Annotated in this window: 13 protein-coding genes; 10 read left to right on the top strand and 3 right to left on the bottom strand. The window is 71.9% G+C overall.

The features are described from left to right. Positions 1 to 64: 64 nt before the first annotated feature. Both UK12_RS22060 and UK12_RS22065 read left to right on the top strand, forming a co-directional pair. Positions 65 to 796: a TetR/AcrR family transcriptional regulator gene (locus UK12_RS22060; protein WP_045304817.1), complete on the top strand. Its 732-nt coding sequence runs from the start codon at positions 65 to 67 to the stop codon at positions 794 to 796. A 120-nt stretch (positions 797 to 916) separates the two neighbouring features. Continuing rightward, positions 917 to 1,960, top strand: a complete 1,044-nt coding sequence (locus tag UK12_RS22065; RefSeq protein WP_045304818.1) for an endonuclease/exonuclease/phosphatase family protein — start codon at positions 917 to 919, stop codon at positions 1,958 to 1,960. Between the two features lie 135 nt (positions 1,961 to 2,095). Here UK12_RS22065 and UK12_RS22070 read toward each other — a convergent pair whose 3' ends face one another. Then, complete coding sequence (locus tag UK12_RS22070) at positions 2,096 to 3,850, bottom strand: NAD+ synthase (RefSeq protein ID WP_045304819.1); 1,755 nt, start codon at positions 3,848 to 3,850, stop codon at positions 2,096 to 2,098. Positions 3,851 to 4,104: 254 nt separating this feature from the next. Here UK12_RS22070 and glnA point away from each other — a divergent pair, with 254 nt between their 5' ends. Beyond that, positions 4,105 to 5,466, top strand: a complete 1,362-nt coding sequence (gene glnA / locus UK12_RS22075) for a type I glutamate--ammonia ligase (protein WP_045304820.1) — start codon at positions 4,105 to 4,107, stop codon at positions 5,464 to 5,466. Positions 5,467 to 5,524: 58 nt separating this feature from the next. Here the strand turns inward: glnA and UK12_RS22080 are convergent, their stop codons facing one another. Next, positions 5,525 to 6,628, bottom strand: a complete 1,104-nt coding sequence (locus tag UK12_RS22080) for an acyltransferase family protein (protein ID WP_045304821.1) — start codon at positions 6,626 to 6,628, stop codon at positions 5,525 to 5,527. Positions 6,629 to 6,854: 226 nt separating this feature from the next. Between UK12_RS22080 and UK12_RS22085 the strand changes: the two genes are divergently transcribed. From UK12_RS22085 to UK12_RS22110, 6 genes are all read left to right on the top strand, one after another. Then, positions 6,855 to 9,479 carry a sensor histidine kinase gene (locus UK12_RS22085; protein ID WP_063838300.1) on the top strand — a complete coding sequence of 875 codons (2,625 nt, stop codon included), beginning with the start codon at positions 6,855 to 6,857 and terminating at the stop codon, positions 9,477 to 9,479. Then, on the top strand, positions 9,476 to 9,913 hold the full coding sequence (locus UK12_RS22090) for a roadblock/LC7 domain-containing protein (RefSeq protein WP_045304822.1): 438 nt from the start codon (positions 9,476 to 9,478) through the stop codon (positions 9,911 to 9,913). Before UK12_RS22085 ends, UK12_RS22090 begins: the two co-directional genes overlap by 4 nt. Beyond that, positions 9,910 to 10,320, top strand: a complete 411-nt coding sequence (locus UK12_RS22095) for a DUF742 domain-containing protein (protein WP_231591330.1) — start codon at positions 9,910 to 9,912, stop codon at positions 10,318 to 10,320. Before UK12_RS22090 ends, UK12_RS22095 begins: the two co-directional genes overlap by 4 nt. A gap of 20 nt (positions 10,321 to 10,340) precedes the next feature. Next, positions 10,341 to 10,952: a GTP-binding protein gene (locus UK12_RS22100; protein WP_045304823.1), complete on the top strand. Its 612-nt coding sequence runs from the start codon at positions 10,341 to 10,343 to the stop codon at positions 10,950 to 10,952. A 44-nt stretch (positions 10,953 to 10,996) separates the two neighbouring features. Further along, positions 10,997 to 12,130 (top strand): FAD-dependent monooxygenase, encoded by a 1,134-nt coding sequence (locus UK12_RS22105; RefSeq protein WP_045304824.1) that lies wholly within the window; start codon positions 10,997 to 10,999, stop codon positions 12,128 to 12,130. A gap of 117 nt (positions 12,131 to 12,247) precedes the next feature. After that, positions 12,248 to 15,280 (top strand): bifunctional [glutamine synthetase] adenylyltransferase/[glutamine synthetase]-adenylyl-L-tyrosine phosphorylase, encoded by a 3,033-nt coding sequence (locus UK12_RS22110; RefSeq protein ID WP_045304825.1) that lies wholly within the window; start codon positions 12,248 to 12,250, stop codon positions 15,278 to 15,280. Positions 15,281 to 15,328: 48 nt separating this feature from the next. Here the strand turns inward: UK12_RS22110 and UK12_RS22115 are convergent, their stop codons facing one another. Further along, on the bottom strand, positions 15,329 to 16,291 hold the full coding sequence (locus UK12_RS22115) for a phosphatase PAP2 family protein (protein WP_045304826.1): 963 nt from the start codon (positions 16,289 to 16,291) through the stop codon (positions 15,329 to 15,331). 430 nt (positions 16,292 to 16,721) lie between these two features. On the opposite strand from UK12_RS22115, the gene UK12_RS22120 reads away from it, so the two are divergent. After that, the coding region (locus tag UK12_RS22120; RefSeq protein ID WP_052682060.1) for an alpha-amylase family glycosyl hydrolase at positions 16,722 to 20,992 on the top strand (4,271 nt) is incomplete at its 3' end.

Genomic DNA, 20,992 nt, shown 5'->3' on the forward strand with positions numbered 1-20,992 from the left:
CGGCCGCGGTCACGGACCGCGGTGGTGAGACGGATGGTGGAGAACGGCTGTGGAGAATAAGGCCATGCAGATCGAGACCACGGCCCCGGCGCCCCGAGTCGAGCCCGAGTGCCCTGCCGCCGAGCCCTGTGCCCGGCGGCGGGGCCGTCCGCGCAGCGAGGCCGCGGAGCAGGCGATCGTCGCTGCCGTCGAGCGGCTGATGGGGGAGGGGGCCGGCCTGGCCGACCTCTCGATCGAGGGAATCGCCGCAGCGGCGGGCGTCGGCAAGGCCACCATCTACCGGCGCTGGCCCAACAAGGAGGCCCTGCTGGTCGACGTGGTCGCCCGGCTGGAGTCCCCCGAGCCCCAACTCACCGGCGGCACGGTGCGCGAGGAGCTCCTGGCGATGATGGAGTTCATGCGCCGCCGGGGCCTGGCCAAGCGCTCGCGCTGGGTGCTGAAGGCCGCGCTGGGCCAGCTGAACAGCTGGCCCGAGCTGCGGGCCAGGTACCACCAGCAGGTGATCGAACCGCGCCGCGAGCTGGTCCGGCAGATCGTCCGGCGCGGCGTCGCCGAGGGCCTGATCCGTTCCGACCTGGACACGGACCTGCTCTCCGAAGTGGTGATGGGACCGATACTGCTGCGCACCGTCTTCTGGGAGGAGGCGCCGCTCGACGATCCCGCGCTGGCCGAGCAGCTGGTCGACGCCCTCCTCAACGGCATCGCCGCCCCGGCCGCCGTCGATGCCCCGGCCGCCGGCCCGGTTCCCGCCCAGGACCGTGCCGTCGCGGGTTCGCCCGGTGGTGAATCTCACTGATCAGGTGCGCGCCGCAACCCCCCGCGACGATGGCTGCGTCTGTCCCGGCATAGGCTGATCCGAGAATCCGACAAAAGCGGCATCAGCTCGGTCAGACGGGGACGTACGGAGGATCAGGGCATGGCGCAGCTGGACAGGGCAGTGGAACCCCAGGGCGGCGGGGACGACCCCGCCTCCTCGGGCACCACCGGCCGTCGGACCGGCCGTGCCAGGGTCGGTGCCTGGTGCCGCGGTTGGCGTCCCGCCGGGCGGCGCGGCTGGATCACCGCCGCTCTCGCGGTGCTGCTCGCCGGGCTGCTCGCCCTGCACTCCTCGCTGCCCAACTCCGTGGGCAACCTCGGCAGTCTGCTGGAGACGTTCCTGCCCTGGCTGGGCCTGGCCGTGCCGCTGCTGGTCGCGGTGGCGGTGCTGCGACGTTCGGCCGTCGCGCTGGCGGCGGTGCTGCTGCCCGCGATCGTCTGGCTCAACCTGTTCGGCGGGCTGCTCTTCGACAAGAGCAGCGGCAAGGGCGACTTCACCGTCCTCACCCACAACGTGGCCGCCGCCAACAGTGATCCGGCGGGTACCATCCGGCTGCTGAACAACTCCGGTGCGCAGATCGTCGCCCTGGAGGAGCTGGCCGGGCAGGCCGTCCCGACCTACGCGGCGGGGCTGGCGGCCGCCTACCCGTACCACGCGGTGGAGGGCACCGTCGGCCTCTGGTCGAAGTACCCGCTCGGTGATGTCTCCGAGGTGGACATCAAGATCGGCTGGACCAGGGCCTTCCGTGCCACCGTGACCACCCCGCAGGGCCCGCTGGCGGTGTTCGTCGCGCACCTGCCGTCCGTCCGCGTGAAGTTCGACGCGGGCTTCACCGCGGGTCAGCGGGATGTCAGCGCGCAGGCGCTGGGCGACGCCATCGAGGCCGAGCACCTGAAGAAGGTACTGCTGCTCGGCGACCTCAACGGCACCATGAACGACCGCAGCCTGGCCCCGATCACCTCGCAGATGCGCTCGGCCCAGGGCGCCGCCGGGGACGGCTTCGGCTTCAGCTGGCCCGCGTCCTTCCCGATGGCCCGGATCGACCAGATCATGAGCAAGGGCGGCCTCAAGCCCACCGACTCCCGGACCCTGCCCGCCGACGGCAGCGACCACCTCGCCATCGCCGCCTCCTTCACGTACTGAGCCCTTCATGTGCTGAGCCGGGCGCCGGGGGACCGAGCGGCTCGACCGCTTCCTGCACCACTGCTCGGCGTTGATGCGGGAAGGCCCCGCAGTGCTGTGACAACAGCGCTGCGGGGCCGACGGGTTGACGGCGCGTCAGCCGCGGCGCCAGCGGTTGGTGATCGGGAGGCGGCGGTCCCGGCCGAAGCCCTTGACGGAGATCTTGGGGCCCGGCGGGTACTGGCGGCGCTTGTACTCGGCGGTGTCCACCAGGCGGACGATGCGGTCGACCAGCTCGGGGTCGAACCCGGCGGCGACGATGGCGTCGCGGCCCTGGTCGCCCTCGACGTAGAGGTCGAGGACGGTGTCCAGCAGGTCGTAGTCCGGCAGCGAGTCGGTGTCGACCTGGTCGGGGCGCAGCTCGGCGGACGGCGGCTTGGAGATGGTGTTCTCCGGGATCGGCGGGGTCTCGCCGCGCCGGACGGCCTCCTCGTTGCGCCAGGAGGCGAGCCGGAAGAGCAGCGACTTGTAGACGTCCTTGATCGGCCCGTACGCGCCGACCGAGTCGCCGTAGAGGGTGGAGTAGCCGACGGCGAGCTCGCTCTTGTTGCCGGGGGCCAGCACGATGTGGCCCTCCTGGTTGGAGATCGCCATCAGCATCGTGCCGCGCAGCCGGGACTGGAGGTTCTCCTCGGCGAGGCCGGTCAGGCCGAGGGACTCCATGTAGGCGTCGAACATCGGGGCGATGGAGACGGTGCGGAAGTTGAGGCCGGTGCGCTCGGCCAGCTCGGCGGCGTCGTCGCGGGAGTGCTGCGAGGAGTAGCGGCTGGGCATGGAGACGCAGTGCACGTTCTCGGCGCCGACGGCGTCCACCGCGATGGTGGCGACCAGCGCGGAGTCGATGCCGCCGGAGAGTCCGATCAGCACGGACTTGAAGCCGTTCTTGCGGACGTACGCCCGGGTGCCGGTGACCAGGGCCTGGTAGATCTCCGCCTCGTCGCCCACCTCGGGGGCGATCCCGGGCGTGACCCGCTCGGCGGGGGCGGGCAGCGGCTCGCCGCCGAGGTCGGTGCGGACCAGCCGGAGGCCGTCGCTGAGCAGCAGCCCGTCGGTCTGGTCCGAGGTGGCGGCGGGCAGGTTCAGGTCGAGGATCAGCAGGCTCTCCTCGAACTTCGGTCCCCGGGCCAGTACTTCGCCGTCGGCGGCGACCACCAGCGAGTCGCCGTCGAAGATCAGCTCGTCCTGGGCGCCGACCATGTTCAGGTAGACCAGCGGGCAGCCCGCCTCGGCGGCCCGGCGTGCGACCAGCTCCAGCCGGACGTCGTCCTTGTTCCGCTCGTACGGCGAGCCGTTGATCGACAGCAGCAGGCCGGCCCCGGCCTCGCGGGCGGCGGCGACCCGGCCGCCGTCCTGCCAGATGTCCTCGCAGATGGCCAGCGCGACGTCCACGCCGTGCAGGCGCAGGACGGAGAGCTGGTTGCCGGGGACGAAGTAGCGGTACTCGTCGAAGACGCCGTAGTTGGGCAGGTAGTGCTTGGCGAAACGGTTCGCCACCGTGCCGCGGTGCAGCACCGCCGCGCAGTTCTGCGGCGACCCGGCCGGGCGGCCCGCCCTCGGCACGTCCTGCTCGGAGCGGCCGAGGTAGCCGACCACCACCGGCAGCTCGCCCAGGCCCTCGGCGGCGAGCCGCTCGGCCAGCTCGACCAGCGCGGTCCTGGACGCCTCGACGAAGGAGCGGCGCAGGGCGAGGTCCTCGACGGGGTACCCGGTCAGCATCAGCTCGGGAAAGGCGACCAGCTGGGCGCCTGCCTCGGCGGCCTTCCTGGTCCAGTGCACCACCTCATCGCTGTTGCGTGCGATGTCACCGACCCAGGGGTCGATCTGGCTCAGGGCGAGACGGAGATTGGGCATGCCATGAGTGTAATCGTCTAACTGACGTTATGTCGCGGGCGGGGTCCGTCACTCGGTGCGGGGGGCCGTGCGCGCGCTGCCTCCGGGTGCTCAGGAGGTGGTCCGGTGGGCGTTCTGCGGACGGTCCAGGTGTCGGCAAGTCGGTGTGGATCGGCCATGATGGGGGCAGCCGCTCTGTGAGCCGCTTCCGCCGGTCGCTTTCGCGTGCTTCCGGGCGTAACACGAACGTAAAGAGCAGAGGTGAGACTGTCCCCATGGGCAAGCAGCAGGAGTTCGTGCTTCGTACGCTCGAAGAGCGTGACATCCGTTTTGTCCGGCTGTGGTTCACCGATGTGCTCGGGTTCCTGAAGTCGGTCGCAGTGGCACCCGCCGAGCTGGAGCAGGCCTTCGAGGAGGGTATCGGCTTCGACGGTTCGGCGATCGAGGGATTCGCCCGGGTGTACGAGTCCGACATGATCGCCAAGCCGGATCCGACCACCTTCCAGATACTGCCGTGGCGCTCGGAGACCCCGGGGACCGCGCGGATGTTCTGCGACATCCTGATGCCGGACGGCTCGCCCTCGTACGCCGACCCGCGCTTCGTGCTCAAGCGCACCCTGGAGAAGGCCTCCGAGCAGGGCTTCACCTTCTACACCCACCCGGAGATCGAGTTCTTCCTGCTGAAGAACCTCCCCGGCGACGGCACCGCGCCCATCCCCGCCGACCAGTCCGGCTACTTCGACCACACCCCGCGCGGCGTCGGCCACGACTTCCGCCGCCAGGCGATCACCATGCTGGAGTCGATGGGCATCTCGGTGGAGTTCTCCCACCACGAGGGCGCCCCCGGCCAGCAGGAGATCGACCTGCGCTACGCCGACGCGCTCTCCACCGCCGACAACATCATGACCTTCCGCCTGGTCATGAAGGAGGTCGCGCTGGAGCAGGGCGTGCACGCCAGCTTCATGCCCAAGCCCTTCTCCGACCACCCCGGCTCGGGGATGCACACCCACGTCTCGCTCTTCGAGGGCGACCGCAACGCCTTCCACGAGTCCGGCGCCGAGTACCAGCTGTCCAAGGTCGGCCGCTCCTTCATCGCCGGCCTGCTGCGGCACGCCGCCGAGACCGCCGCCGTCACCAACCAGTGGGTCAACTCCTACAAGCGGATCTGGGGCGGCTCGCAGCGCACCGCGGGCGCGGGCGGCGAGGCCCCCTCCTACATCTGCTGGGGCCACAACAACCGCTCGGCGCTGATCCGGGTCCCGATGTACAAGCCGGGCAAGCAGGGGTCCACCAGAGTCGAGGTCCGCTCGCTGGACACCGGCTGCAACCCCTACCTCGCCTACGCGGTCACCCTGGCCGCCGGCCTCAAGGGCATCGAGGAGGGCTACGAACTGCCCCCCGGCGCCGACGACGACGTCTGGGCCCTCTCCGACGCCGAGCGCCGCGCGATGGGCATCCAGCCGATGCCGCAGAACCTCGGCGAGGCGATCGACCTGATGCAGCGCAGCGAACTGGTCGCGGAGACCCTCGGTGAGCACGTCTTCGACTTCTTCCTGCGCAACAAGCGCCAGGAGTGGGAGGAGTACCGCTCCGAGGTCACCCCGTTCGAGCTGCGCAAGAACCTCCAGGTGCTCTGAGCCCAGCCGCGGCACTTCCAGGGCCCGCTCCGTCGGTGACGGGGCGGGCCCTGTCGTGTCAGGTCGCGGAGCGGCTCGGCGCGAGCGGGCGGGGAAGTGCGGTGGCGGGGCCGCGCAGGCGGCGTTCGCAGGGGCGTTCCACGTAGTGGTGGAGGGCGGCGGCGAGCGCCAGGGTCACGGTGAGCAGGGTGAGCCAGCCGGCCAGGGCGGCGGCGCCCCGGGCGGGGTGGCCGAACGCGTGGAGCCAGCAGCGGACGACGATCTCGTGGGTCAGGTACCAGGCGAACGACCAGTCGCCGAGGCGGACCCAGAGCGGGTGGGCCGGCCAGGCGGCACGGACCTGGCCGGTCCGCGCGGCGGTGAGGTCGGCCTGGGCGGCGGCGGTGATCAGAGCGGCGAACAGCGGGGCGGAGAGCAGCTGGGAGGCCGAGTACGGGCTGTCCCAGGCGCTGTCGGGGACCGCCTGGGACCAGGGGATCAGGAGGAGGTGCCAGGCGGCGACGGCCAGGGCGGTCCACCCGAGCGGCAGGCGGGGGAGCCGCCCCCGTCGCAGGGCCAGCCCCACCGCCATGCCGAGCAGGAACTGCGGGGTGCGGGTCGGCGGCAGGTAGTCCAGCAGCCAGCTGCGCAGCGCCGGGTCGGCGACCGCGGCGCCCGCCAGCCACAGCAGCGGGCCGAGCGCCAGGCAGAGCAGGGCGAGCGGGCGCAGCCGACGCGGGGTCAGGGCGGGCAGCAGTACGGGGAAGAGCAGGTAGAACCAGCCCTCGTCGCCCAGTGACCAGCCGGCCGGGTTGCCGCCCATGGTGAGGGACCGGAACCACGGGTGCAGCAGGAGCAGTGAGCAGAGCGCCGCCCTGAGCGGCAGGGCGGTCCCGATCCAGGCGTACGCCGCGAGTGAGAGCCCGGTCGCCAGCGCGTGCAGGGGCCAGATCCGGGCCAGCCGACGGCGGTAGAAGCGGGTGGCGGGGTTCGGGTCGTCGGCGTACGTCCAGGCCAGGACGGAGCCGGAGAGGACGAAGAAGAAGGTCACCCCGCTGCGTCCGTACCAGACCGCCGGGCCGACCAGGGGGAGCCCGCCCACCTGGCGGGCCAGGTGGTAGAGCACCACCAGCAGTGCGGCCCAGAAGCGGAGCCCGGTGAGCGAGGGCAGACGTGCGGGCATCGAGGGTCCTGAGGCCGGGGCGGAGCGGGCTCAGGTCTAACTGGGCGGTGAGCACGAGGTGACGGAAAGTCAACAAATGGGTGGGTTTTTTCTCGGAGTTATGCACTGTGACTAATATCCATCTGTCAATGTTCTTACCAGATCTGACCGGTCGTGAACGGCTGGTGTCGTCTTCAAGGAGCATGCCCTGCGCACGCGCGCGATTCGGCGGATCCGCTCGACCAGGATGTCCCTCCGGGCAGCCCTGCTCGTCCTGGCAGTCGTACCCGGCCTGGCTCTGGCCGCCCTCTGGGGCGTGACCAGCGGTCAGACCCTGCTGGACTTCCAACGGCAGGCGGCTCAGGGGCTGTTGGCCCAGAAGGCGGGCCAGCCGTCCAACATCGTCTACTACAACCTGCAGGAGGAGCGGCGGCTCAGCGCCGAAGCCCTCGCCACCCACGCGGGCGCCACCGATGCGCTGGTCAAGCAGCGCAAGTCGACCGACGACGCGATCCGCACCTTCCAGTCCCTGTCCGGGGTCGCCGCCGACGGCGCCCCCGCCGAGGTGCGCGACGCGGTCGGCCAGGCCCGGCAGGCGATGAACCAGCTCTCCGCCCAGCGCCTGCTGGTGGACCAGGGCGGCAACGACCAGCAGGCGGTGGTGTACCGCTACTACACCAACCTGATCGCGGTCGACATCAAACTGTTCACCGCCCTCAGCCACGTGGACAACGGCAAGGTCACCACGGTCTCCCAGCCGCTGGTCGACCTGTTCTGGGCCAAGGAGATGATCTCCCGCTCGGATGCGCTGCTGGCCCGGGGCTGGCCCACCGGAAAGCTGAGCGTCAAGGACTACCAGCTCCTCGTGCAGGCCGTCTCCGACCAGTCCTTCCAGTACACCACCAAGGTCGCGCCCTATCTGCCGGCCGACGAGGCGGCGATGGCCCGGGAGCTCGTCGAGAGCCCGGCCTGGCAGGCCAAGACCGAGGTGGAACGGAACCTGCTGCGCCCGAGCGCGCCGGACGCCGCCGGGTTCGTCGCGATCGGCTCGGACCAGCAGAAGTGGCGTCAGGCGATGGACCAGCTGACCCCCCGGCTGGTCGACCTGCTGGAGCACCGCACCGCCGCGGTGGTGGAGGTCGGCAAGGGCGCCGTCATGTCCCTGCTGGTCAGGGTCGTGCTCACCACCGTGATCGGTCTGGTCGCGGTGGTCGCGGTGATCCTGACCTCGTGGCGGCTGACCCGTACGCTGCGCCGCCGGATCGGTGAACTCCAGGTCCAGGCCGAGGAACTGGAGCGGAAGCTGCCCGAGGTGGTCGAACGGCTCGGCCAGGGCGAGCAGATCGACGTCGAGGCCGAGGCCGGCAGCATCCGGCAGGACACCCGCAGTGGCGCCGACGACGAACTCGCCCAGCTCGGCGAGGCCCTCAACCTGGCCCGCGCCAGCGCCCTCACGGCGGCCGTCCGGCAGGCCGAGCAGCACCGGGGGTTCGAGCGGCTGCTCCAGCGCATCGCCCGCCGCACCCAGCTGCTGATCGGCCAACAGCTCAAGAAGCTGGACGAGCTGGAGCGCAAGCACGAGGACCCCGAGGTGCTGGACGGCCTCTTCGACCTGGACCACCTCACCGCCCGCCTGCGCCGCTACGAGGAGAACCTGGTCATCCTGGCCGGCGGCACCCCGCACCGGCGCTGGCGCAAGCCCGTCCCGCTGCTGGACGTGATGCGCGCGGCCCAGGGCGAGGTGCAGGACTACCGCCGGGTGATGCTGGACCTCGACGGCAGCCCCTGGCTCTCCGAACGCGCCGTCGGCCCGGTGGCGCACATCCTGGCCGAACTGATCGAGAACGCGCTCAGCTTCTCCAAGCCGCCGAGCCCGGTCGAGGTCCGGGCCGCCCGGGTCGCCCGGGGGACGGCGATCGAGATCGAGGACCGCGGCCTGGGCATGGGCGACGAGCAACTCGCCGAGGCCAACGAGCTGATGAGCCGTCCGCCCCGGACGGACGTGCTCGCGCGCGCCGACGACATCCGGCTCGGCTTCTTCGTGATCGCCCGGCTCGCGGCCCAGCACGGGCTGCGGGTGGAGTTCCGCCCCTCGGCCTTCGGCGGTACCAGGGCGGTGGTCTTCATCCCCGACGAGCTGATCACCTCCGAGGGCCCGCCGCGTCCGGCCGCGGTGCCGCCGGTGCAGGGCGGGCTGCCGACCCGGTCGCGCGGCCGCGCACTCGCCGGAGTCACGGCGCCGACCGGGCCGGCCGGTCCGGGTGAGCCGGGTCGTCCGGTCGGTCCGGTGGTACCGGTGGCACCGGTCGGTCCGATGACCGGCGAGGGGCACGGGTCGTACGGGGCGTACGAGGAGAGCGAGCCGCACGAGCCGGTGCCGGACGCGCAGCCCGTCCCGTGGCCGGTGACGCAGGAGGCGCCGGTGGCCCGGCGGCCGTCCGTCGAGGTGCGGGAGCGGCCGGCCGGGCCGGAGTCGACCGTCGCCGTCGGCACCGTGGACGAGCGGCCGTGGTCGGAGGACACCCTGGTGCTGCCGGGCCGGAGCGCGCCCGCCCCGGAGGCGCCGCTGCCGCGCCGGGTCCGGCAGGCCAGCCTGGTGGACGAGCTCAGGGTCCACCCGGTGCGGCCGGCCGCCGCGCCCAAGCCGCCGCGCTGGGACGAGAACCCGCTGTTCCGGCCGGCCCCCCGACGGGCCGGAGCAGCCATCGGTGCGTTCCAGCGACGGTCCCGGGCCGCCCGCGAGTCCGTCGGGCAGCCCGTTCAGCAGGAGCCGGGCCTCCCCTCGCAGGAGTACCGGCCGGAGTCCGGCGGGCCGCTGCCCGCCGACGCCTGGAAGACACCTCCCATCCCTACGACGGAAGACCGGTCATGACTCGCACAACCGCCACCCACCAGGATCTCGACTGGCTGCTCGACGGCCTGGTGGACTCGGTGGCCGGGACCAGAAACGCCGTGCTGCTCTCCGACGACGGCCTGGTGGTGAGCCACTCCCGCACCATCGACCGCGCCGACGCCGAGCGGCTGGCCGCCGTCGCGACCGGGCAGCAGAGCCTGGCGCGCGGTGTCGGCCAGCTCTTCGACGGCGGTGCGGTGCACCAGGTGATCGTGGAACTCGCCGACCTCTGGCTGTTCATCATCGCCGCAGGCCAGGGCACCCACCTGGCGGTGGTCGCCTCCCAGGAGGTGGACGCCGAGGTGATGTCGCTGGCCATGCACAACCTGGTGCAGCAGGTCGGCCAGAAGCTCGGCACCCCGGTCCGCGACGACTTCGACGCCTTCGGCGCCCGAGGTGGGCAGCGCGGGTGACCCCGTACTGGGACGAGGAGGCCGAGGAGGACGGCGCGGGCAGCATGGTCCGCCCGTACACCATCACCCGGGGCCGCACCGTGCCCGAGCGGGACGACTTCAGCCTGATCACCGTGCTGACGACCGTGCAGGACCCCAGGGACGAGCACGGTGCACCCGTACGGCCGGGACGGCACACGCTCCAGCCCGAGCACCGGGCGATCCTGGAGCGCTGCCGGCACCCGGCCGCGGTCGCCGAGGTCGCCGCCGACCTCGACCTGCCGGTATCGGTGACCAAGATCCTGCTGGCGGATCTGGTCGCCCACGGCCTGCTGCTGGCCCGTGCCCCGCTGTCGGTGGCGCGGGCCTCCGGCGGCGCCGACCTCGGCCTGCTGGCCGCCGTCCGTGACGGACTCCGGAGACTCTGAGACAGTGGGATGACAGCGAGATGACGAGCAGTCAGGCGGCTCCCGCCGCCGTCAAGATCCTGATCGCCGGGGGTTTCGGCGTCGGCAAGACCACCATGGTGGGCGCGGTCAGCGAGGTCGCGCCGCTGCGCACCGAGGAGTACCTGACCAGCGCCAGCGTCGGCGTGGACGACCTGGCCGGGATCGACCAGAAGGACACCACCACCGTCGCGCTGGACTTCGGCCGGATCACGGTCAGTCCGGAGCTGGTGGTCTACCTCTTCGGCACCCCCGGCCAGGAGCGCTTCTGGTTCATGTGGAACGACCTGGTCAACGGCGCGCTCGGCGGGGTCGTCATCGCCGACACCCGCCGCCTGGAGACCAGTTTCGCCTCGATCGACTTCTTCGAGAGCCGGGGCATCCCCTTCGTGGTCGCGATCAACTGCTTCCACGGCCACAACACCCGTACCGCAGTGGAGATCCGGGCCGCGCTCGACCTCGACCCGGACGTCCCGCTGCTGATCGGCGACGTCCGGGAGCGGCCGTTCGGGCGGGACGTGCTGCTCGCCCTGGTCGACCACCTGATGACCCTGTCGGTGTCCGAGGGCGAGGCCGCCCCCGAGGCCGTCCCCGAGCCCGTGCCGGCCGGCTGACCCCGCGACCGCTTCCCCCCGCGAGATCCCTGGAGAGACCTGAGATGGCATCACCCCTGCGCGTCCTGATCCACGGCGGCGGTATCGGCGGGCTCAGCCTCGCCACCGCGCTGGCCGGGCGCGGCCACACCGTCGAAGTCGCCGAACTGCGCGGCGAGTTGGACGCGCTCGGGGTCGGCATCATCCAGCCGTCCAACGCCCTGCACGTGATGCGGGAGCTCGGCGTGCTGGAGCAGTGCCTGGCAGCCGGCTTCGGGTGGGAGGTACTGACCATCTGCGACCCGGGCGGGAGCACCCTCGCCGAGATCCCGCAGCCCCGGATGGGCGGCGCCCCCGCCAACAACGGCATACCGCGACCCGCGCTCGCCGGGGTGCTCGGCCGGGCCGCCACCGAGGCGGGCGCCCGGATCCGCTTCGGCACCACCGTCACCGAACTGGCCGACGACGGCGAGGGCGTGGAGGTCACGCTCTCCGACGGCTCCGCCGGCCGCTGGGACCTGGTGGTCGGCTTCGACGGCATCGGCTCCCCGCTGCGCGGCCGGCTGTGCGGGGAGCGGTTCCGCCCCGAGTACACCGGCTTCGCCAACTGGCGGGTCACCGTGCCCCGGCAGCCCGAGGTGCGGGGCGTGGTGATGAGCACCGGCAACCAGGCGGCGAAGGCACTGCTCACCCCGATCACCGAGGAACTGATGTACCTGGGCGCGGTGTTCGCCGAGGCCGAGGACTTCAGGCCCGACCCGGCACGCGCCCACGAGCAGCTCGCCGAGCGGCTGTCCGGCTTCGGCGGACCGGTCGCCGAGGCGCTCGCCCAGGTCACCGACCCCGCCACCGTGGTGTACTCGCGGATCTCCCAGGTCACCGTGGACCGGCCCTGGCACGTCGGCCGGGTGGTGCTGGCCGGCGACGCCGCACACGCCTCCACCCCGCACCTCGCGCAGGGGGCGGCGATGGCGGTCGAGGACGCGCTGGTGCTGGCCCAGTCGCTGGACGGCGCGGACGGCGTTCCGGCCGCGCTCGCGGCGTGGGAGGCCAGGCGTCGGCCGCGCGCCCTGTGGGTGCAGAGCATGTCGCGAGCCGTGCTCAAGCAGGAGACCGGCACGGCCACCACGCCGGAGGAGGACGAACTGCTCAAGGTCGGTATCCCGGGCGCGGCCCACGTCCTCGTGCAGCCTTACTGACAGCGCCCCGGCCCGACCGGCCGAGCGCCCCCGGGCGCAGCCCGTCGTGCATGGCGGTCCTGTCGCGGTCGGGGCAGGACACGTACGCTTCCAGCAGGGTCGGCAGCTGGAGGGGCGATGGCAGTGGAGGAACGGGCCGGGAGCCGGACCAGTCGCCTGGAGGTCCGGCTGGTGCGGCGGGGCTTCACCGATCCCGAAGCGGCCGTCCGGCTGCTCGCGGACCCGGCCCTGGGCGGACTGGCCGCCGACCCCGTACTGCTGGACGCACTCGGCGCCGCCCCGGATCCCGACCTCGCGCTGCTCGGTCTCGCCCGGCTGCTCGAAGCCCTCGACGAGCCCGAGCGGCACACCCTGCGGGACACCCTGACCGGCTCCAAGCCGCTGCGCGACCGGCTGATCGGGGTGCTCGGCGCGTCCACCGCCCTCGGCGACCACCTGGCCCGCCACCCCCGTGACTGGCACGCGCTGGTCACCTTCGAACTCCGCGACATCCACCCGGGCCCGCAGGACTTCCTGCGCCAACTCTCCGACCGGGTCTGGCGGGGCACCGCGACGACCGGCGCGGACCGGGCCGACGCCCTGCGGATCGCCTACCGCCGCTGCCTGCTGGCCATCGCCGCCCGCGACCTCAGCCGCACCACCGACCTGCCGCAGGCCAGCGCCGAACTCGCCGACCTGGCCGGGGCCACGCTGCAGACCGCCCTGGACATCGCCGCCGAGGAGGACCCGGAGGCCGCCCGAGCCTGTCGGCTCGCCGTGATCGGGATGGGCAAGTGCGGCGGACACGAGCTCAACTACGTCTCCGACGTGGACGTCATCTTCGTCGCCGAGCCCTGCGAGGGGGTGCCGGAGCACCGCGCGATGCAGGCCGCCACCGGGCTGGCCGCCCGGATGATGCGGCTGTGCTCCGACACCACCGGCGAGGGCGCCATCTGGCCGGTGGACGCCAACCTCAGGCCCGAGGGCCGCAACGGACCGCTGGTCCGCACCCTGGCCAGCCACCTCGCCTACTACCAGCGCTGGGCCAAGACCTGGGAGTTCCAGGCCCTCCTCAAGGCGCGGCCGGTGGCCGGGGACGCGGAACTCGGCGCCGCGTACACCGCGGCCACCGCCCCGCTGGTCTGGCAGGCCGCCGAGCGCGACAACTTCGTCGCCGACGTCCAGCAGATGCGCCGCAAGGTGCTGGACTCCATCCCCGCCACCGAGATGGACCGGCAGCTCAAACTCGGCCCCGGCGGCCTGCGCGACGTCGAGTTCGCCGTCCAGCTGCTCCAGCTGGTGCACGGCCGCACCGACGACACCCTGCACAGCGGCAACACCCTCGAAGCGCTGGCCGCACTCAGCGCCGGCGGGTACGTGGGCCGGGCCGACGCCGCCTCGCTGGACGCCGCGTACCGCTTCCTGCGCGCCCTGGAACACCGCATCCAGCTGCACCGGCTGCGCCGCACCCACCTGATGCCCAGGGACGAGGCCGACCTCCGCCGCCTGGCCCGCTCACTCGCCCACCTGATCAACGACGACACCCGGGCCGACCCGGTCGCCGCCCTGCAACGGGAGTGGAAGCGCCACACGGTCGAGGTCCGGCGACTGCACGAGAAGCTGTTCTACCGGCCGCTGCTGGACGCCGTCGCCGAACTGCCCGTCGGGGCCGTCCGGCTCAGCCCCGAGGCGGCGAAGGCCCGGCTGGTCGCCCTCGGCTACGCCGACCCCGGCACCGCACTGCGCCACCTCACGGCGCTGGCCGCCGGCGTCAGCCGCAAGGCCGCCATCCAGCGCACCCTGTTGCCGGTCCTGCTCGGCTGGTTCGCCGACTCCGCCGACCCGGACGCCGGACTGCTCAACTTCCGCCAGGTCTCCGACGCGCTCGGCCGCACCCCCTGGTACCTGCGGCTGCTGCGCGACGAGAGCGCCGCCGCCGAGCAGCTCGCCCGGGTGCTCTCCGCCGGGCGGCTCGCCCCCGACCTGCTGCTGCGCGCCCCGGAGGCGGTCGCCATGCTCGGCGACCCGCAGGGGCTCGTCCCGCGTGGGCGGGCCTCGCTGGAGTCGGAGATCCTGGCCGCCGTCGGCCGGGCGGGCAGCGCCGACGCCGGGGTGGCCTCGGCCCGCTCGGTGCGGCGGCGGGAACTGTTCCGTACGGCCGCCGCCGACGTGCTCGGACGCTTCTCGGACGATCCCGGCGAGGCCGTCGACATGGCCGGAGAGGCGCTGACGGCGCTCAACGCGGCCACCCTCCAGGGCGCGCTGCGGGCCTGCATCGCCGAGTGGGAGGCGGCGAACGGCGAACTGCCCACCCGGCTCGCGGTGATCGCCATGGGCCGCTTCGGCGGGCACGAGCTCGGGTACGGCTCCGACGCGGACGTCCTGTTCGTCCACGATCCGCTGCTCGGGGTCCTCGAACACGACGCCGCCCGCGCGGCACAGGCCGTCTGCAACCGGCTGCGCACCCTGCTCGGCACCCCCTCCACCGAGCCCCCGCTGCTGGTCGACGCCGACCTGCGGCCCGAAGGGCGCCACGGTCCGCTGGTGCGCACCCTCGCCTCGTACGGCGCCTACTACCGGCGCTGGTCGCACGCCTGGGAGAGCCAGGCGCTGCTGCGGGCCGAACCGGTGGCGGGCGACGTGGAACTGGGCACCAGCTTCCGGCAGCTGACCGATCCGCTGCGCTACCCGGGCATGGGCGTCCCCGAGAAGGACCTGCTGGAGATCCGGCGGATCAAGGCCAGGATCGAGTCCGAACGGCTCCCGCGCGGCGCCGACCCGACCACCCACACCAAGATCGGGCGGGGTGGCCTCGCGGACGTGGAGTGGACCGTCCAGTTGCTCCAGTTGCAGCACGGGCACGAGCTGCCGGAGCTGCGGACCACTCGGACCAGGCTGGCGCTGGCGGCCGCGGCGGAGGCCGGGCTGGTCGGGGGGCGGGACGCGGAGGTGCTCGACGCGGCCTGGGTGCTGGCGTCGCGGGTGCGCAGCGCCGTCATGCTGGTCCGGGGCCGGGCCGGGGACAGCTTCCCGGTCGACGGGCGCGAACTCGCCGGGGTGGCACGCTACCTCGGCTACGGCTCGCGCCACACCGGAGAGCTGGTCGACGACTACCGCCGCACCACCCGCCGGGCACGCACGGTGGTCGAGAAACTCTTCTACGGCCCCTGAGAAGAGTCACCCGACTGCCCTGGGAGGCCACCCGACCGGTCCGGCGGGCTAGGGGCGGGAGGCGCCGACCGGGGTGCTCCACTGGGCGGGGACGGTGACCGGAGGGCCGGACAGTGGGTCGGCCGGTACTCGGGGGAGCCGGTAGGCCCAGGAGTGGTAGACCAGCCGGGAGGCGACGAAGCCGAGGGTGAGGCAGATCTCGCCGCCGATCGCGTCCATCCAGAAGTGGTTGGCCGTCGAGATGATCACCAGCAGCGTGGCCAGCGGGTAGGCCAGGCCGAGCAGTCGGGCCCAGAGCGGCTTGGCCAGGAAGAAGATCGCCAACCCGCACCACATCGACCACCCGATGTGCATCGAGGGCATCGCCGCGAACTGGTTGGAGACCTGCGCCCCCGCGCCGGAGGCCATCGAGCCCCAGGTGTCGTGCACCTTCACGGTGTCGATGAACCCGCCCGCGTCCATCAGCCGGGGCGGGGCCAGCGGGAAGAAGTAGAAGCCGACCAGCGCGACCCCGGTGGTGACGAAGAGCACTGTCCGCGCCGCCGCGTAACGGCCCGGATGCGAGCGGTACAGCCACACCAGCACACCGATGGTGATGACGAAGTGCAGTGTCGCGTAGTAGTAGTTCATCCCGACGATCAGCCAGGTGACCGAGTTCACACCGTGGTTGATCGAGCGTTCGACCGCGATGCCGATGCTCTGCTCGAAGTGCCAGATCCAGCTCGCGTGCTTCTGTGCGACCGTCGCCTGCTCGGGGACGGCGTTGCGGACCAGGGAGTAGATCCAGTAGCTGAGGCCGATCAGCGCCAGCTCGAAGAGGAGTCGTGGTCTCGCCGGGTTCCTGCGCTGCTCGCGAATACGGCTGCGGAGCGCGGCGCTGCGCGTCTGGGCGGCGCGGGTGGCTCCGTCCGGCGTGGGGTTCGATCGAACCGTGCCGTCGACGGAACCTGCACCGCTGGCCGCCTCGGCGCGTTCGGCGCCGGCTGTACGGATCTCGGTCGGTTCCCCCATGGACGAGAAGTCTGCCAGACGTCCTGTGGCCGTCTGCTCATCCTGCGGTAGTGGATTCTTCACCAGCTGTCCCCCCTGGGGGGTAGGGGGTGGGGACCGGAGGTGGGCATGGAGTCCATTGTGACTCGCACTCGAACGACCCGGTGACCCGCCCCCCGAGTGGCGGAGAAGAGTGTGCGGGAGTAGGCGGGGGAGGCCCGCCGGCTGTCAGGCGCGACGGGCCACCGTCCCCGCACACGGGCCCGCCCGTCCCTCACCGGCAGGTCCGTGTGGTGCCGCCGCACAGCGGGGCACGCAGTGACTCTTTCCTGCGCACAACGGTTCGGTCAAGAGATTGCTTGCAAGTTTTACAACATCTTGCTGAAACATCTTGCAGTCGCTAGCGTCCACGCCACTCGATGACGACCAGCTGCCTCAAGGGAGAGCCGCAGTGGCCGAAATACCGCTCCGCCACCCACGGAGCACTACCCCATTCCATAGCTCCAGGTTCCGTAGATCCGGGTTCCGCAGCGCCGGCCGGGCGCCCGCGCTGCTGGCCGCCTCGCTACTGGCCACCTCGCTGGTGGCGGCGGCGCTCGGCCCGGCCGCTCCGGTGGTGGCCGCCACCCGCCCCGCCCCGCCCTCGGACGCCGCCCTGGCCGCTACGGCCGGGCGGCACGACCTGACCCGTGAACAGTTCTACTTCGTCCTCCCGGACCGCTTCGCCAACGGGAACCCCGGCAACGACACCGGCGGTATCACCGGCTCACGGCTGGACAACGGCCTCGATCCCACGGACAAGGGCTTCTACCACGGTGGCGACCTCCAGGGCCTGATCAACCGGCTCGACTACATCCAGGGCCTGGGCACCACCGCCATCTGGATGGCGCCGATCTTCAAGAACAGGCCGGTGCAGGGCACCGGCGACAATGCCTCGGCCGGCTACCACGGCTACTGGATCACCGACTTCACCCAGGTCGACCCGCACTTCGGCACCAACGCCCAGCTCAAGGAGCTGATCGCCAAGGCGCACGCCAAGGGCATCAAGGTCTTCTTCGACGTCATCACCAACCACACCGCCGACGTCATCGACCACACGGAGGGTAAGGACGACTACCGCTCGACCGGCGCGTACCCGACCCTGGACGCCGACGGCAACCCGGTCGACGAGACCGCCGTCGCGGACGCGGGCGCGCCCTGGCCGAAGATCACCGCCGACTCCTTCCCCTACACCCCGACCTTCCGCAGCGCGGCGGACGCGAAGGCCAAGACCCCCTCCTGGCTGAACGACCCCGCGCTCTACCACAACCGGGGCAACTCGACCTTCGCCGGAGAGTCCGCCACCGAGGGCGACTTCTCCGGTCTGGACGACCTGGACACCCAGAACCCCAAGGTGGTCGAGGGCTTCAAGAAGATCTACCAGGGCTGGGTCAGGGAGACCGGCGTGGACGGCTTCCGGATCGACACCGTGAAGCACGTCGACATGGCCTTCTGGCAGAACTGGGCGCCCGCGCTCAAGCAGTACGCCGCCCAGCAGGGCGACAGGAACTTCTTCATGTTCGGCGAGGTCTACTCCGGCGACCCGGCGATCACCTCGCCGTACGTCACCAAGGGCAGGCTCCAGGCCACCCTGGACTTCCCGTTCCAGCAGGCCGCGCGGACCTATGTCTCGCAGAACGGCTCGGCCAGGGCGCTGTCCGAGGTGTACGGCCAGGACTACCGCTACACCAGCGCCGACACCGACGCGTACGAGCTGCCGACCTTCCTCGGCAACCACGACATGGGCCGCTTCGGCTCCTTCCTGCAGAGCGACAACCCGGGTGCGGGCCAGGACGAGCTGCTCAGGAAGGACCGACTGGCCGGCGAGCTGATGTTCCTGACCCGGGGGCAGCCGGTCGTCTACTACGGCGACGAGCAGGGCATGACCGGCGCGGGCGGCGACAAGGACGCCCGGCAGGACATGTTCGCCTCCAAGGTGCCCTCGTACAACAGCGACAACGTGATCGGCGGCAGTGCGGGCTCCGCCGACCGGTACGGCCGGAACGTGCCGCTCTACCAGGGGATTTCCACGCTGGCGCAGCTGCGGAAGGCCAACCCGGCGCTGGCCGACGGTGCGCAGATCGAGCGGTACGCCGCCGACGGGCCCGGGGTGTACGCCTTCTCGCGGATCGACGCCAAGCAGCAGGTCGAGTACGTCGTCGCGGTCAACAACTCGACCGAGGCGAAGACCGTCACCCTGGACACCTTCTCGGCGGGGATGAACTTCGACCGGATCTACCCGGCCGCCGGTGCCCGGACCACCAGTGGTGCGGACCGCAGGATCACCGTCACCGTGCCGCCGCTGTCGTCGACCGTCTACCGGGCGGCGGGCCGGCTGGCCAAGGTGGCGGCGGCGCCCCAACTGTCCTTGCAGCCACCGGCGGAGGGCTCCACCGGTACGGTCACGGTCGGGGCCGCGGTCGCGGACGGCGGGTTCGACCGGGTCTCCTTCGCCGCGCAGATCGGCAACGGCCGCTGGCAGGTGCTCGGCACGGCCGACAACGGGACGTACCGGGTGACCCAGGACCTCGGCGCCCTCGCGCCCGGCACGGTGGTGCGGTACAAGGCTGTCGTGCAGACATCCAGCGGACAACTGCGTTCCACCACGGGAAGTTTCACCACCGGCACCCCGGCCGCCAAGCCCGTGCCGACCGCGACCTCGCGCCCGTACGCGGTGGTGCACTACCAGCGCAAGAACGGCGACTACGACGGCTGGAACCTCTACGCCTGGGGCGACCTCGCCGACGGTGAGGCCACCGACTGGCCCGCCGGGCACGGCTTCACCGGCCGGGACGCCTACGGGGCCTTCGCCTACGTCAAGTTGAAGAGCGGCGCGTCCGACCTCGGATTCCTGGTCGAGAAGAACGGCGGCAAGGACGTCGAGGCCGACCGGCACATCGACCTCGCCACCACGGGCGAGGTGTGGCTCAAGGAGGGCGACCCCACCGTCCGGACCACCAACCCCGGGCCGGTCGACACGGTGCCCGCCGACACCGCCGTCATCCACTACCACCGGACGGACGGCAGCTACGACGGCTGGGGCCTGCACGACTGGACGGGCGCCGCCAAGCCCACCGACTGGGGCAGCCCGCTGCAGCCGGCCCGCCGGGACGCCTTCGGCGACGTCTTCGAGGTGCCGCTGGCCGCCGGGGCCACCAGCCTGAGCTACATCCTGCACAACGGCAACGACAAGGACCTGCCGAACGACCAGTCCCTGGACTTCGCCGTCAGCGGCCGGGAGGTGTGGATCCTCGGCGGCCGGCAGGACTACCTGCTCCCGCAGACCGCGGGCAGCTCGGCGCAGTTGGACCTCACCACCGCGAAGGCCCAGTGGATCGACGCGAAGACCGTGGTGGTTCCGGCCGACTTCGGTGCGAACGACGGCGCACTGGCCGGCGGCACCAGCGCCCAGCTGATCTACGACCCCGAGGGGGCCCTGCGGATCGACCAGGGCGCACTCAACCGGCCGGGGCACTGGATCAGGCTGAACCCCGGTGCGCTCACCGACGCCCAGAAGGCCAAGTACCCGCATCTGGCCGGCTACCGCGCCTTCACGGTGGACCGGCGCGACGCGGGCCGGATCACTCCCGCCCTGCGCAGCCAGGTGGTCTTCACCGAACACCTGCCCAGCGGCGCCCTGTCGGCCGCCACCGGCGTGCAACTCCCCGGCGTCCTGGACGACCTGTACGCGGGCAAGGCCGCCAAGGCCCGGCTCGGTCCGGTCTACCAGGGCGGGAAGGTCACCCTCTCGCTCTGGGCGCCGACCGCCACCCACGTCTCGGTCCAGCTCTTCGACCGGGCGAGTGGCGGCACGCCGAAGACCGTACCGCTCGGCCGGGACGACGCCACCGGCGTCTGGTCGCTGAGCCGCAGTGCCCGCGAACTGGACGGCAAGTACTACCTCTACCAGGTCGGGGTGTGGGCGCCGAGCGTCCAGCAGCCGGTGACCAACCTCGTCACCGATCCCTACTCGGTGGCGCTGTCCACCGACTCCAAGCGCAGTCTGGTCACCGACCTCGCCGACCGGCGCAACAAGCCGGACGGCTGGGACCGGCACCGCAGTCCGGCCGGCATCCCGGCCACCCGGCAGCAGATCCAGGAACTGCACGTCCGCGACTTCTCGGTGGCCGACACCACCGTGCCGGCCGCCGAGCGCGGCACGTACCTGGCCTTCACCGAGTCGAAGTCGGCCGGCATGACGCACCTGCGTGAGCTGGCCGAGGCGGGCATCACCACCATCCACCTGCTGCCGACCTTCGACATCGCCACCATCCCGGAGAACCGCGCCGACCAGAAGCTGCCCGCCTGCGACCTCAAGTCGCTGCCGCCGGACAGCGAGAAGCAGCAGGAGTGCGTGGCGGCCGTGCAGGCCGACGACGCCTACAACTGGGGCTACGACCCGCTGCACTACACGGTGCCCGAGGGCTCGTACGCCACTGACCCCACCGGCACTGCGCGGACCGTCCAGTTCCGGCAGATGGTGCAGGCGATGCACGAGGTGGGACTGCGGGTGGTGCTGGACGTGGTCTACAACCACACCGCCGCCTCCGGCCAGGCCGACCACTCGGTGCTGGACAAGGTGGTGCCCGGCTACTACCAGCGGCTGGACGCCGCCGGGAAGGTGACCGCCGACAGCTGCTGCGCCGACACCGCACCCGAACACGCCATGATGAACAAGCTGGT

Origin of the sequence: Saccharothrix sp. ST-888, assembly GCF_000955975.1 — a bacterium.
Taxonomy (GTDB): Bacteria; Actinomycetota; Actinomycetes; order Streptomycetales; family Streptomycetaceae; genus Kitasatospora.

Excerpts from the sequence above, each read along its gene's own strand:
- UK12_RS22065 (WP_045304818.1), top strand. The coding sequence starts at position 917 with ATGGCGCAGCTGGACAGGGCAGTGGAACCCCAGGGCGGCGGGGACGAC.
- UK12_RS22100 (WP_045304823.1), top strand. The coding sequence starts at position 10,341 with ATGACGAGCAGTCAGGCGGCTCCCGCCGCCGTCAAGATCCTGATCGCC.
- UK12_RS22090 (WP_045304822.1), top strand. The coding sequence starts at position 9,476 with ATGACTCGCACAACCGCCACCCACCAGGATCTCGACTGGCTGCTCGAC.
- UK12_RS22110 (WP_045304825.1), top strand. The coding sequence starts at position 12,248 with ATGGCAGTGGAGGAACGGGCCGGGAGCCGGACCAGTCGCCTGGAGGTC.
- UK12_RS22080 (WP_045304821.1), bottom strand. The coding sequence starts at position 6,628 with ATGCCCGCACGTCTGCCCTCGCTCACCGGGCTCCGCTTCTGGGCCGCA.
- UK12_RS22085 (WP_063838300.1), top strand. The coding sequence starts at position 6,855 with ATGTCCCTCCGGGCAGCCCTGCTCGTCCTGGCAGTCGTACCCGGCCTG.
- UK12_RS22070 (WP_045304819.1), bottom strand. The coding sequence starts at position 3,850 with ATGCCCAATCTCCGTCTCGCCCTGAGCCAGATCGACCCCTGGGTCGGT.
- glnA (WP_045304820.1), top strand. The coding sequence starts at position 4,105 with ATGGGCAAGCAGCAGGAGTTCGTGCTTCGTACGCTCGAAGAGCGTGAC.
- UK12_RS22115 (WP_045304826.1), bottom strand. The coding sequence starts at position 16,291 with ATGGGGGAACCGACCGAGATCCGTACAGCCGGCGCCGAACGCGCCGAG.
- UK12_RS22060 (WP_045304817.1), top strand. The coding sequence starts at position 65 with ATGCAGATCGAGACCACGGCCCCGGCGCCCCGAGTCGAGCCCGAGTGC.
- UK12_RS22105 (WP_045304824.1), top strand. The coding sequence starts at position 10,997 with ATGGCATCACCCCTGCGCGTCCTGATCCACGGCGGCGGTATCGGCGGG.